The sequence below is a fragment of the Streptomyces sp. NBC_00016 genome (genome assembly GCF_045040885.1).
In the GTDB taxonomy this organism is placed as follows: Bacteria; Actinomycetota; Actinomycetes; order Streptomycetales; family Streptomycetaceae; genus Streptomyces; species Streptomyces coriariae.
In genome coordinates, this window is sequence record NZ_CP108304.1 from 8224089 (window position 1) to 8236846 (window position 12758).

At 74.1% G+C, this 12758-nt stretch carries 10 protein-coding genes and 1 pseudogene; 4 read left to right on the forward strand and 7 right to left on the reverse strand.

The annotated features are described in order from the left end of the window. Nucleotides 1-54: 54 nt before the first annotated feature. From OG933_RS36480 to OG933_RS36490, 3 genes are all read right to left on the reverse strand, one after another. Nucleotides 55-1431 (reverse strand): GNAT family N-acetyltransferase, encoded by a 1377-nt coding sequence (locus OG933_RS36480; protein WP_362527399.1) that lies wholly within the window; start codon nt 1429-1431, stop codon nt 55-57. A 231-nt stretch (nt 1432-1662) separates the two neighbouring features. Next, nucleotides 1663-3249 (reverse strand): alkaline phosphatase D family protein, encoded by a 1587-nt coding sequence (locus OG933_RS36485; RefSeq protein ID WP_405631159.1) that lies wholly within the window; start codon nt 3247-3249, stop codon nt 1663-1665. Between the two features lie 165 nt (nt 3250-3414). After that, entirely contained in the window at nt 3415-4851 is a 1437-nt protein-coding gene (locus OG933_RS36490) for a PLP-dependent aminotransferase family protein (protein ID WP_405631162.1), read from the reverse strand. A gap of 47 nt (nt 4852-4898) precedes the next feature. Between OG933_RS36490 and OG933_RS36495 the strand changes: the two are divergent. After that, nucleotides 4899-5735, forward strand: a pseudogene (locus OG933_RS36495) (EamA family transporter); the annotation flags it as partial. 45 nt (nt 5736-5780) lie between these two features. Here OG933_RS36495 and OG933_RS36500 read toward each other — a convergent pair. Further along, the gene (locus tag OG933_RS36500; RefSeq protein ID WP_405631164.1) at nt 5781-6611 is read right to left on the reverse strand and encodes an alpha/beta fold hydrolase; all 831 of its coding nucleotides are present in this window, start codon (nt 6609-6611) and stop codon (nt 5781-5783) included. A 351-nt stretch (nt 6612-6962) separates the two neighbouring features. Between OG933_RS36500 and OG933_RS36505 the strand changes: the two genes are divergently transcribed. Next, nucleotides 6963-7724 carry a GntR family transcriptional regulator gene (locus OG933_RS36505; RefSeq protein ID WP_362572985.1) on the forward strand — a complete coding sequence of 254 codons (762 nt, stop codon included), beginning with the start codon at nt 6963-6965 and terminating at the stop codon, nt 7722-7724. Nucleotides 7725-7852: 128 nt separating this feature from the next. On the opposite strand, the gene OG933_RS36510 is transcribed toward OG933_RS36505, so the two are convergent. The 3 genes from OG933_RS36510 to OG933_RS36520 all read right to left on the reverse strand — a co-directional run bounded on the left by OG933_RS36510 (nt 7853) and on the right by OG933_RS36520 (nt 10939). After that, nucleotides 7853-9010 carry an ROK family transcriptional regulator gene (locus tag OG933_RS36510; protein ID WP_054240418.1) on the reverse strand — a complete coding sequence of 386 codons (1158 nt, stop codon included), beginning with the start codon at nt 9008-9010 and terminating at the stop codon, nt 7853-7855. A 97-nt stretch (nt 9011-9107) separates the two neighbouring features. Beyond that, nucleotides 9108-9770, reverse strand: a complete 663-nt coding sequence (locus OG933_RS36515; RefSeq protein ID WP_362527323.1) for a response regulator transcription factor — start codon at nt 9768-9770, stop codon at nt 9108-9110. A 14-nt stretch (nt 9771-9784) separates the two neighbouring features. Beyond that, nucleotides 9785-10939 (reverse strand): sensor histidine kinase, encoded by a 1155-nt coding sequence (locus tag OG933_RS36520; protein WP_405633611.1) that lies wholly within the window; start codon nt 10937-10939, stop codon nt 9785-9787. Between the two features lie 109 nt (nt 10940-11048). Between OG933_RS36520 and OG933_RS36525 the strand changes: the two genes are divergently transcribed. Together OG933_RS36525 and OG933_RS36530 are read left to right on the forward strand one after the other, a co-directional pair. Continuing rightward, entirely contained in the window at nt 11049-11969 is a 921-nt protein-coding gene (locus tag OG933_RS36525) for an ABC transporter ATP-binding protein (protein ID WP_405631168.1), read from the forward strand. Nucleotides 11970-11971: 2 nt separating this feature from the next. Further along, nucleotides 11972-12721 (forward strand): ABC transporter permease, encoded by a 750-nt coding sequence (locus OG933_RS36530; RefSeq protein WP_362527325.1) that lies wholly within the window; start codon nt 11972-11974, stop codon nt 12719-12721. Nucleotides 12722-12758: the final 37 nt, after the last annotated feature.

Here is a 12758-nt window from a genome sequence, read left to right on the forward strand (position 1 = left end):
TGCCGACGGCCCGGTGGTGTGGTCGCACCGCCGGGCCGCGTGGTGTCCGGTGACTCAGTCGCGTGCGACGCGCTCGTCGTACCGCCCGGAGCCGGCCCGCGCCCGGGTCGCCGCGCCGTCCAGGCGCGCGGTGATGACCAGGGTGCCCTCCTCGATCTGGTAGTCGAGGGGCAGGTCGAGGCCGCGCATGGCGGCGACCATGCCGGTGTTGGAGGCCTGCGTCACGGCGTAGACGCTCTCGCAGCCCGCCTCGACGGCCATCGCCACCAGCCGGCCGAGCAGTTCGGCGCCGATGCCGCGCCGCTGCCACTGGTCCTCGATCAGCAGGGCGACCTCGGTCTCGTCGCCGTCCCACAGCAGGTGGCCGAGGCCGACGACGCGCCCCGACGGGGTCTGCACGGCGAGCGTGCGGCCGAAGCGGGGGCTGAGCAGGTGCCTGAGGTAGCGGTCGGCGTCGCCGACGGGCCCGTGGTAGCGCATCCCGAGCGTGCGCGAGGAGCACCGGTCGTGCATCGCCTTCGCCGCCGCCAGGTCACCGGGGTCGGCGCGGCGCACGGTGATGGCGTTGCCCTCGGGCAGCGTCAGCACGTCCTGGCCGCGCGGCACCCGCGGGCCGAGCCGGGCGTCCAGCTCCACCAGCGCACGCGCGCGGGCGAACTCGGTCGGGGTGAACGGCAGATACGGCCGCTCCACGGTGATCACTCCGCCTTCCGGCGCCCGCAGGCGCATCACGGTGTCCTCCAATACGCCCTCCACGGGCACGCCCTCCTGCCCGCGGCCGCTGCCGCCCGGCGCGGCGGGCAGCGAACGGATCGTGCAGCGGCCCAGCAACTGACGTAGCGCCAAGGGTAGTTCAGCCGCGTCGAGCGCGGTGCGGGTGGCCAGGCCGAGGATCCGGGTCGGCGCGTCCACCAGGTCGTGGGCGTCGGCCCGTTCGATCCAGGTGCCGCTGCCGCCCGCCACTGCCACGGCCCGGGTGATCTCGCCCGCAGCCAGGGCGCCCGGGGCGCGCAGCAGGAACTCGTCCACTGTTTCCTCGCCCAGCGGGTGCGTCTGGAGGCTCAGGATGTCCACCCGGTGGCCGGCGAGCGCCGCGCAGAGTGCGGCCAGTGACCCCGGGGCGTCCTTCACCGTCGTCCGCATCCGCCACAGGGCGCTCTCCTCGGCGACCTGGGAGGGGAGTTCGGACGGCCCGGCCTGCGGCTCCTCGGAGCGCGGCCGGGCGTCGGTATCGCCCGTGGGGGGCGCGTGACCGTGGCGTCGTGCCCACCAGGTGTGGAAACCGGCCGTGGCGACGAGCAGGGCCGCTGAGACGGCCAGCAGCGCCGGACCGTCGGGTCCGTGGCCCACCAGGTTCGCCACCCCGTCGGCCACCGCGACCGCTGTGAACAGCGCGGCGAGTTCCACCACGTCCCGTCGCCAGTGGTGCACAGGGCGTCCGCGCTTCGCACGCGTCACATCAGACATGTCTCGAGTCATGCAGCCACTGTGGAGGAACGGTGTTGCGTGATCACGAACGGTTTGTGACTGATGGGTAAAGGTTACCAATGCCCGTTTTGTTAATTCTTCTACGATCACGCCGTGTACGGGGTGTCACGACCGTGCCGCGCACCGGGGGATGACGCCGGTGCGCGGCACGTGTCCGAGGGTACGGGACGCGGACTACTGGCCGACCCGTCCCGGCTGGAGCACCTGTGTGAACAGCACGGTCCCGTCCTGCTCGCGCAGACGCACCGTCAGCTCCCCGCTGCCGCCGTCGATGTCGACCTCGCCGAAGAACTGGTAGCCGCCGGCGGGCGACACGTTCGACGCGGTCGGCGCCTTCACGAACACGCGCTCCGGACCGAAGGTGGCGTCCAGCGCGCTGGCCGGGAAGGCGCCCGCGTTGAGGGGGCCGGAGACGAACTCCCAGAACGGCTCGAAGTCACCGAACGCGGCCCGCGAGGGCTGGTAGTGCTGCGCCGAGGTGTGGTGGACGTCGGCCGTCAGCCACACCGTGCCGGTGATCCGGCGGTGCTTGATGTACCGCAGCAGCTCGGCGATCTGGAGCTCACGGCCCAGCGGCGCGCCCGGGTCGCCCTGCGCGACGGCCTCGATGTTCGCCCTGCCCTCGGTGGCGTCGGGCACCACCAGGCCGAGCGGCATGTCGGCGGCGATCACCTTCCACACCGCGCGCGACCGGGACAGCTCCCGCTTCAGCCACTCCAACTGCTCGGCGCCGAGGATGCCCTGCGGGTCCACGGTCTGGTCGTCCGCCGAGTTGGCGTTGCGGTACGTCCGCATGTCCAGCACGAACACGTCCAGCAGCGGCCCGTGGCGCACGACCCGGTGGACCCGGCCCTCCTTCGCGCCCGGACGCAGGGTCGAGATCGGGAAGTACTCGCCGAACGCCCGCCGGGCGCGCCCCGCGAGCACGTCGACGCTCTTCTCCGTGTACCGGGCGTCGGAGTCGGCGATCACCTCGCCGGGGTACCAGTTGTTGCGGACCTCGTGGTCGTCCCACTGGATGACGGACGGCACCTGAGCGTTGAAGCGGCGCAGGTTCTCGTCGAGCAGGTTGTAGCGGAAGTTGCCGCGGAACTCGGCGAGCGTCTCGGCGACCTTGGACTTCTCCTCGGTGACGACGTTCCGCCAGAGGGTGCCGTCGGGCAGCGCCTGGGTCGCCGTGATCGGGCCGTCGGCGTAGATGTTGTCGCCGCTGCACAGGAAGAAGTCGGGATCGAGCTTCGCCATCGCGTCGTAGATGCGGTAACCGCCCAGCTCGGGGTTGATGCCCCAGCCCTGGCCCGCGAGGTCCCCGGACCACAGGAAACGCACCCCGCGCCGACGCCCCGGGGAAACGGTGCGGAAGGTGCCGTTCACCGGCTCCCCGGTGCGGCGCGGGTCGTCCGGGTCGGCGAGGAGCACCCGGTAGTGGATCTGCTCGCCGGCGGGCAGCCCGTGCAGCCGGGTGGTGCCGGTGAAGTCCGTACCCGCGCCGAGCAGCGGACCGTGCCAGCGGCGGGCCCCGCGGAAGGACTCGGTGGCCGCGGTCTCGACGACCATCCGCGCGGGACGGTCGGAGCGTACCCACACCAGCCCGGAGTCGGAGGTCACGTCCCCGGCCTGCACACCCCAACCCGCCTTGGGCCGCCCGGACAGCCCGAAAGCGGGCGCCGCTCCGACGGCGGCGGGCAGGGTCAGGGCCGCGGAAGCGGCGAGCGAACCGCGCAGGACGCTGCGGCGCCCGGGAAACGGACTGGGTGACATGGAAGGGCCTCCAGGGGCGGGAACCGGCCGGTGTGCACAGCCACAACTACTGGTGCGCCGCAGCGCACACGGAAACCACAAGTGAACAACTGGCCGCGCGCCCCCGGGATCCGACGCGCGCGGCCCGCGTCACGGCCGCGTCACCGCCCGCGTCTCCCGCCCCTGTCACCCGCCCGCGACGGCCCGAGCCATCAGCCGTACGCCGTCCCGGATGCGCGTGGGCGACATCTGCGCGTAGCCGAGGACGAGACGGATGTGCGCGTCCCGCACGGCACGCGGGTGTGCGTACTGCGCCAGCGCACGCACCTCGACGCCCGCCGCGGCCGTCCGCGCGAGGAACCGTTCCCGTGGCCCGTACCGCGCCGGAAACTCGGCGATGACATGCAGCCCCGCCGCGATCCCGGACACCCGCGCCCCGGGGAAGTGCTCCCCGAGCGCGCCCACCAGGGCGTCCCGGCGCTCCCGGTAGGCCCGCTGGCAGCGGCGCAGCTGACGGTCGTAGTCGCCGCGCTCCACGAGCCGGGCGAACAGCGCCTGGTCGAGCGTGGGATGGCCGAGATCCATCGTCCGCTTGCGCTCGACGACCTCCTCGGCGAGCGCCTCGGGAACGAGCAGCCAGCCGAGCCGCAGTCCCGGTGCGAGCGACTTGCTGACCGACCCGGTGTAGGCCACGCGCTCGGGGTCCAGGCCCTGGAGCGCGCCCACGGGAGCGCGGTCGTAACGGAAGTCGCCGTCGTAGTCGTCCTCGACCACGAAGCCGTCCACGGACCTCGCCCAGTCGAGCAGTTCGGCGCGCCGCCGCGCGGAGTACGCGATCCCGGTGGGGAACTGGTGCGCCGGCGTCGTCACCACCGCCCGCACCCCGGACGACCTGAGCGGGTCCACGGCCAGCCCCTCGGTGTCGAGCGCCAGCGGTACGGCGGTGACGCCCGCCGCCGCGTACAGGGCGCCGTGCTGGGGGCTCCCGGGGTCCTCGACGCCGACGGTGTCCGTCCCGCGCGCGTGCAGCGCGAGCCCGAGCAGAGCCGTCGCCTGGGCCACCCCGGAGACGACGACGAGGCGCTCCGGGTCGGCGACCACGCCCCGGCGGCGGGCGAGGAGCCCGGCGAGCGCGGTGCGCAGCCGGGGCAGCCCGCGCGGGTCGGGATAGCCGAGTTCGTGGTGGGGCAGCTCGGCGAGCACACCCCGCTGCGCGGCGGCCCAGGCGGCGCGCGGGAACAGCGACAGGTCCGGGGTGCCCGGCACGAAGTCGGCCCGTACGCCCGGGGGCCGCGGAGCGAGATCACGCGCGCGTGGCCGGGCCGCCCGGACGGCGCCGCTCACCCAGGTTCCCGCGCCGCGGCCGCTGCGCAGATAGCCCTCGGCCGTCAGCTGCTCGTACGCCTCCGTCACCAGCCCGCGCGAGACGCCGAGATCGGCGGCCAGATCCCGGCTCGACGGCAGCCGGGTGCCCTGCGCGAGCCGCCCCGAGCGGACCGCGTCCCGCAGGGCTGCCTGGAGCGCGCGGCCACGCGCGCGCGGCGGGGCCGAGGCGGCCGGCAGCAGCAGCTCCCAGGCCGCCGACCCGGGCCCCGGGCCGGGATTGGTCCCCGATGGCGTCATGGAAGTGGACCTTAACCGGGACCGCCGTCGTTCCTAGCGTCACCTTCATGAACGCGACCACCCTGCGCGGGTCCCTGCTCGCCGCGCTCGCCTGCCTCCTCGTCGGAGGGTCGTTCACCGCCAACAGCGTCCTCGGCGGCTATCCGTACGCGGGCGGCCAGGCCCTGCGCTACGGCCTCGCCTGTCTGCTGCTCGTACCCCTGGTGGAGGCGGGGGCCGGGCTCCGGCTGCGCGCGCTCACCCTCCGGCTGTGGCTGCGCCTGGCGCTGCTCGCGGCCGTCGGGATGGTCGGCTTCAACGTGGCGGTGCTGGCCGCCGAGCGCTCCGCGGAACCCGCCGTACCCGGCGTCCTCGTGGGCTGCGCGCCGGTCGTCGTGGCGGTCGTCGTCCCGTTGCTGGAGGGGCGGCGGCCCCGCCGACCGGTGCTGGTGGGGGCGTCGCTGGTGGCCGTCGGCGCGTTCACGGTGCAGGGGTGGGGGCGCACGGACGGCGCGGGCATCGCCTACTCGGTCTGCGCGCTGGCCGGGGAGGTCGGTTTCGCGGTGCTGGCCGTGCCCGTCCTGCGGGTTCTCGGGCCACGGCTGCTGTCCGCCACGGTGTGCGCGATCGCCGCGGCCGAGGCCGCCGCGACCGGCCTGCTGCTCGACGGCGGCGCATGGCTGCGGCGGCCGGACGGCACGGAGGCCGCCGCGCTGTTGTGGCAGGCGGCCGTCGTCACCGTCGTCGGCTTCGTGTGCTGGTACATGGGCATGCAGCGGATCGGCGCGGAGCGCGCCACGCTCTTCTCCGGGCTCATCCCGGTGGCGGCCGCCTGCACCGCCCCGCTCGTCGGAACGGGCTCCTACGGCCCCGCCCAGGGCGTGGGGAGCGCCCTTGTCGGGGCCGGAGTCGCCCTGGGGGCCGGGGTGTTGCGGCGTGCCCCCAGGACGTCAGCGGCTGCCGTCGAGGATCACGCGCGCGACGAGCGCCGGGTCGTCGTTCATCGGGCAGTGACCGCAGCCGGGCAGTCGCACCAGGCGCGCGGCGGGGATGATCTGCTTGGCCCGGACGCCCTGTCGCCGCACGAGCAGCAAGTCGCGGGTGCCCCAGCCGAGCGTGACCGGGACGCCGGGGAGGTCGTCGGTGAACCGGACGGTGGCGCCGGCCCGCAGGGTCTGGTCGAACCCGGTGGCCCGGGCCAGGGCCAGCGTCTCGGCGACCACGGCCTCGGGTGAACGCCGGCTCGGGCGGGCGTAGATGGTGCTGGTGAGGGCCGTACGGCCGGCCGCCGTGCTCGCCATCCGCTCGACGAGGGGCAGCGGCATCCGGCGCGCGATCTGCCGCATGGTGAGCAGGACGCCGAAGGCGTAGCGCCGCTCGGCCTGCGACCAGAACCCGGCGGGCGACAGCGCGGTGACGGACCGTACGAGCTTCTCGCGGCCGAGTTCCAGGGCGAGCAGCCCGCCGAGGGAGTTGCCCGCGACGTGGGGCCGGTCGAGCTCCAGCGCCTCGCAGAAGGCGGCGAACACGGCGGCCGTGGTGGGCAGGTCGTAGGCCAGTCCGTCCGGCAGGGGCGGGGACACGCCGAAGCCGGGCAGGTCCACGGCGATGACCTCGCGCTCGGCGGCCAGGATGTCCACCACCGGGTCCCAGGCCTGCCGGTGGTGTCCGATGCCGTGCAGCAGGAGCAGCGGCTCGCCTTGGCCCACGCGCGCGTAGGAGACGGTGACGGGCAGCGGGCCACTGGGGGAGGGGACCGTGAAGGAGACGGTGGCGGACATGAGGAGCTCCTCGACTGGACGGGCCGTGGACCGGCCGGCGGACGCCATAGACAGCTTGTCAGCAATAGCTACCGACGGGTAGCCCCTGAGGGTGAACCGCACGGCCCCTCATCCTCGGGCCTCCTCGAAGCGTCGTTTACTGAGCGGACCTTGCCGGAGTGTCACGAAAACGCGCCCGTACGAACGCGCCGTGAACGCTTTTCTGTCGGACACCTGTCGTCCTCGAGAGGGACCGAGGATTGGTCTTGACCAAGGGTGGGGGCCGCCCTATGGTCGCAGAGAAGTACAACAACCTTTAATAAACAAGGGCGCGAAAAACGCCGCCGGACCACGGCGATTGCGGAGGACAGGGTGGGGACCACGCAGCTGGAATCGGTACCGGAACCGAAGTACTGGCATCTCAAGACCGTACTCAGCGAGGCACTCGACTCGGAATTCACCGTGGGCGAGATCCTGCCCAACGAGCGTGACCTGGCCGCCCGCTTCGGCGTCGCCCGCGCCACGCTCCGCCAGGCACTGGAGCAGCTCGAACTGGAGGGCCGGCTCCAGCGCCGCCGTGGCGTCGGCACCACCGTCGCCCCGCCGCGCATGGGCGTCGCCGTCGGCAACGACCAGCAGGTCTGGCCGGGCACGGGCGACGACGCCTGGCAGGCCGTCGACTGCACGCTCGCGACCCCGCCCGCGGTCGTCGCCACCGCCCTGGAGACCGCGCGCGACCAGGCCGTGCACATCGTGCGCCGCTCACGCGTCTCGCACGGCCAGCCCGTCGCCGCCGAACTGCTCTACGTCCCCGTGACGTCGGTGCCCGACCTCACCGCGATCGACACCCCCTCCGAGGCGGCACGCGCGCGTGCGGTGCTGCGCGAGCTCCAGCGCCTGGAACTGGAGGGCCAGGACCGCGCCGTGGAGCTGGGCTCGGCCCGCGCGGACGACGCCCGGGAACTCGACCGCCTCCCCGGCGCCCCCGTCCTCGTCGTCACCACCCGCTTCTTCGCCGGGGGACACACCGCGGCGCTGTCCGTCGCGACCTATCGCGCGGACACCTGCCGACTGACGTTCGGCGCGTCCGGCGGCGTGGAGATACACCACGGCCCGGAGCGCCAGGCCTCCTGAACACCCCGTCACCCGCGGGCCGGATACGGCAGGCTCCCTGAACAGCCTGCACCCGGCCCACCGGGCGGACACCCCGCCGCGCCCCGGAACTCCACCGGGGCGCGGCGCGTTTCACCGATGACGCCAGGTCACCGCCGCGCCGTCACGGTCCCCTCGACCGCGAACAACTGCTCCTCGACATGGTCGAGGGCGAGCCGCAGGGCCCCCGTCGCCACCGCCGCCTCACCGAGCAGCGACAGCGCCACCTTCGGCGGGCGCAGACAGTAGCGCGCCAACTCGTTGCGCAGCGGCTCCAGCACACCGTCCAGACCGGCCGCCCAGCCGCCCACCACGACCAGCTCCGGATCGAGCGCCAGGACCAGCGCGGCCACGTCGTGGACGAGCCGCTGGATGAAACGGTCCACCGCGGCCCGCGCCTGCTGGTCGCCCTCGCGGGCCTGCGCGAACACCTCCGCGACCGCCTGCTCGTCCAGCGGATGCAGCGGCTCGTCCGTCATGGACAGCAGCGTCTCCGGCGTCACCTCCCGGCCCAGCAGGTGCAGCGCGCCGATCTCCCCGGCCGCCCCGCCGTACCCCCGGTGCAGCCGGCCCCCGATCAGCGAGCCGGCGCCCGGGCTCAGCCCGGCCAGCACGAAGACGACGTCGTCGGACTCGGTGGCCGACCCTTTCCAGTGCTCGGCCACGGCCGCCGCGTTGGCGTCGTTCTCCACCAGCACCGGACACTTGAAGGAACGGCTCAGCCGCTCACCCAGCCGCAGCCCCGTCCACTCGGGCAGCGCGGTGCCGAGGCGTACCGTCCCGTCCGCCTCCACGATCCCGGGCGTGCCGACCCCCACCGCCCGCAGCGAGCTGCGCGGGACGCCCGCCCGGCGGAGCAGCTCGGCGACGGCCGTACGCAGCCGCTCCAGCCGTTCGTCCGCCGGTGCCGCCTCGTCGACCTCCTTGGCCTGCGCGCCGAGTATCCGGCCGTCCAGGTCGGCCAGCAGCGCGGCCACCCGGTGCGAGCCGATCTCCAGCCCCAGCAGATGCCCGGCCTCGGCCCGGAACCGGAACCGCCGCGCGGGCCGCCCCTGCCGCCGGGCGACACTCTCGTCGGCGGCCTTCTCGACGACGAGCCCCGCCCCGATGAGATCCTCGACGACCCCCTCGACGGTCGGCCGGGACAGGCCCGTCACGCGGGTGATCTCCGTGAGCGTCGCGCAGTCCGCGGCACGCAGCGCGTGCAGCACCACCGCGGAATTGATCCTTCGCAGCAGCGAGGGATCCCCGCCGGTCAGCTGCCCCAACGTCCGTCCTTCCAGCTCGTGCGCGTGTTGGGCGGATCGTACTCGGCGGGAGGTACCCCGGCGAGTAAGGAATCCGTACCGATATCTACCGGCGCGCTCACCCCGGCGCGACGAACCCCGACTCGTACGCCGTGATCACCGCCTGTGTCCGGTTGCGTGCCCCGAGCTTCGCCAGCACCGCCCCGGCATGGGACTTGACCGTCTCCGTCCCGACGACGAGCCGGGCGGCGATCTCCGCGTTCGACATCCCGCGTGCCATCAGCCGCAGCACCTCGGCCTCCCGCTCGGTCAGCCCGGCCCGCTCCAGGGTGTCCCGGGCCGCCCGATTGCCTCCGCGGTCGCCGTACTCGGCGGCCAGCCGCCGCACCGACGCCGGGAACAGCAGCGACTCGCCCTCGGCGACCAGGCGCACCGCGTGCACGATCTCGGCGGCCCGGGCCCGCTTCAGCAGGAACCCGTTCGCGCCCGCGCGCAGCGCCTCGTAGACGTACTCGTCGCTCTCGAAGGTCGTCACCACGAGGATCTTCGGCGGCTCGTCGACCGACCGCAGCACCGCGCGCGTGGCCTCGATACCGTCCATCAGCGGCATCCGGACGTCCATGGCGACCACGTCCGGCCGCAGTTGCCGCACCAGTGGGATCACCGCGGCGCCGTCGGCCGCCTCCCCGACGACCTCGATGTCGGGCTGCGCCTCCAGCACGGCGCGCAGCCCCACCCGCACCAGGGGTTCATCGTCGACGAGGAGCACGGTGACCGGCATCCGGCCAGCGTAGATCAGCGCAGGGGCAGCTCCGCCCGCACCCTCCAGTCCCCCTCGTCCGGCCCGGTCGACGCCCGCCCGCCGAGCAGGGCGGCCCGCTCCCGTATGCCCCGCAGCCCGCTGCCCCGCCCCGGGCCGGGAATGCGGGCCGTCGAAGGGTTGCGCACCTCCAGGCGCAGCAGATCGTCGGCGACCCCGACGCGGACCCGCACCGGAACCGGCCCCGCGTGCCGCAGCACATTGGTCAGCGCTTCCTGGAGGATGCGGTAGCCCTCCCGGGACACCGGCCCCGGGACCGTCTCCAGGGGCCCCGTCACCTCGGCGTCGACCTTCGCCCCGGACGCCCGCGCCGACTCCAGCAGCCGGTCGGCCTCCGCCAGCGTCGGGCTGTCGCTCACCGGCCGTCCCGACTCCCGCAGCACGCCGAGCACCCGCTCCAGGTCCGCGAGCGCCGACCGGCCGCTCTCCTCGATGGCCGACAGGGCCCGGTCGGTGAACTCCGCGTCGCCCGCCGCCCGCGCCGCGCCCGCCTGCACCACCGCGACCGTCAACGCGTGCCCGATGGAGTCGTGCAACTCCCGCGCGATGCGGTTGCGTTCGAGCAACCGCTCCGTCCGCTCCTCCAGGGCGGCGAGCCGCTCGGCGGCGGACGGACCCAGCAGCCCGCGCGCGACGACGGTCACCAGCTCGCCCAGGCCCACCACGGCCCCGTACAGGGCGAGGAGGGGGAGCGGGACGAGCAGGGCGGGCCACCAGTGCGGAACCGCCCCGCGCAGGCCCGGCAGGTCGTCCGGAACCGGCCCGCCCGCGCTCGCGGCGAGGTCGTAGGCCAGGCTGGGCGACCAGACGCACGCGAACATCGCCGCCGCGCCCAGGGCCATCCGCGCCTCCAGCCACAGCACCGTGCGCAGCCGGTCCCGCCAGGTCTTCGAGGGCGCCACGGAGAAGCCGGCGTCCGCGTCGCCCGGCAGGAGCAGCAGCCGGGCCTGGACCCCCTCGCCCGTCCGCACCGCCGGAATCAGCCCGACCGGCACGAGCAGCAGCGCGGGCACCCACGGCCTCGACGGGTCGATGAACATCCAGACGCTCACGACCAGCATCGGCACCCACAGATGCAGCAGTCGTGTGTACGTCGTCCCCCGCAGCAGCGGGCGCAGGAAGCGGCCCATGCCGACCATCGTGGCAGGCGGCACCGACAACGGCCCTCCCCCGAGCGGGGGAGACGCTCCCCACCGGCGGGGGAGGACCGCGCCGCCGTCAGTGGCGAGAGTGAGGGCCATGACCAGCATCGACGTACGAGACCTCACCAAGGAGTACGGGCCCCGACGGGCCGTGGACCGCCTCACGTTCAGCGTGCGGCCCGGCCGCGTCACCGGTTTCCTCGGCCCCAACGGCGCGGGCAAGTCCACCACCCTGCGCCTCGTCCTCGGCCTGGACGAACCCACCGCGGGTACCGCCATCGTCGGCGGCCGGGCCTACACCGCCCTGCGGCAACCCCTGCGCCACGTCGGCGCGCTGCTCGACGCGCAGGCCGCGCACGGCTCCCGGACGGGGCGCGATCATCTGCGTGCCCTGGCGGCGAGCAACCGCATCGCCGTCCGCCGGGTCGAGGAGGTGCTGGCGGAGACCGGCCTCGCCCCGGCCGCGCGGCGCCGGGTGCGGACCTACTCCCTGGGCATGCGCCAACGCCTCGGCATCGCCGCCGCCCTGCTCGGCGACCCCGAAGTGGTGCTCCTCGACGAGCCCTCCAACGGCCTGGACCCCGAAGGCATCGTCTGGATCCGTGCGTTGCTGAGGAGGCTCGCCGCGGAAGGACGCACCGTACTGGTCTCCAGCCACCTGATGAACGAGACCGCCTCCTTCGCCGACCACCTCGTCGTCCTCGGCCGGGGCCGCCTGCTGGCCGACACCGACCTGCGGGACTTCATCGACGCGCGCGTGCGGCCGCGCGTACGCATCCGTACGACCGACCCCACCGCGCTGAAGAGCGCCCTCGCCCGCCACGGCCACGACGCCGAGGAACACCAGGACGGGCACTGGACGGTGCACCACGCGCGCGTGGACGACATCGGCCACCTGCTGTCCGACGCCGGCGTCCCCCTGCTCGAACTGACCGCGGAGGAAGGCACGCTGGAACAGGCCTACCTCGACCTGACCGCCGCCGAGGCAGAGTTCGCGGCCCGGCCCCAGGAGGCCTGACCATGGGATTCACACCCGCGCTCCACGCCGAGTGGATCAAGATCCGTACCCTGCGCCCGCTGGTCGGCGGCCTGTGCGCGATGTTGTCGGCCACCCTCGTCCTCTCGGTGTTCTCCGCGGTCTCGGCGTCTTCGGCGGACGCCGGGACCGGCTCGGGCGGCGAGGACCTCGACCCGCTCTTCTCCGTCCTCTTCGGCGTGAGCTTCGGTCAGATCGCGGCCATCGCCTTCGCGACGACGGCCGTCTCGAGCGAGTTCCACGGCGGCGCACTGCGTCTGTCGCTGGCCGCGGTGCCCAACCGGGGCCGCTGGTTCGCCGCCAAGCTGACCGCGATCGCCCTTCCCGTGCTGACCGTCGGTCTGACCACGGGCCTGATCACCGTGGCGGTGGGCAGCGCCGTGCTGGGGGAGAGGGCGGACGGGCTGGGCACCGCCGACCGTCTGCGCGGCGCGCTGGGCTGCGGCGTCTACCTGACGCTGATGGCGCTGCTCGCGGCGGGCCTGACGGCCGTGCTGCGGAGCGGAACAGCCGCGTTGAGCATCCTCGTCCCGTTCCTGCTGATCGTGTCCTTCGTCGTCGGCGACATGAGCGGCGACGTCGCGGGCCTGCTGCCGGACCGAGCCGGCCAAGTCGTGCTCCACAGCAGGTGGGAGGGCCCGCTGGGGCCGTGGACGGGGCTCGCGGTGACGGCTCTGTGGACGGCGACGGCGGTCGGCGCAGGGGCGTGGCGGATACGGCGAAGGGATGCCTGAGCCGCAGGCCGGCTGACGGACCGCCAATTGTCAGTGG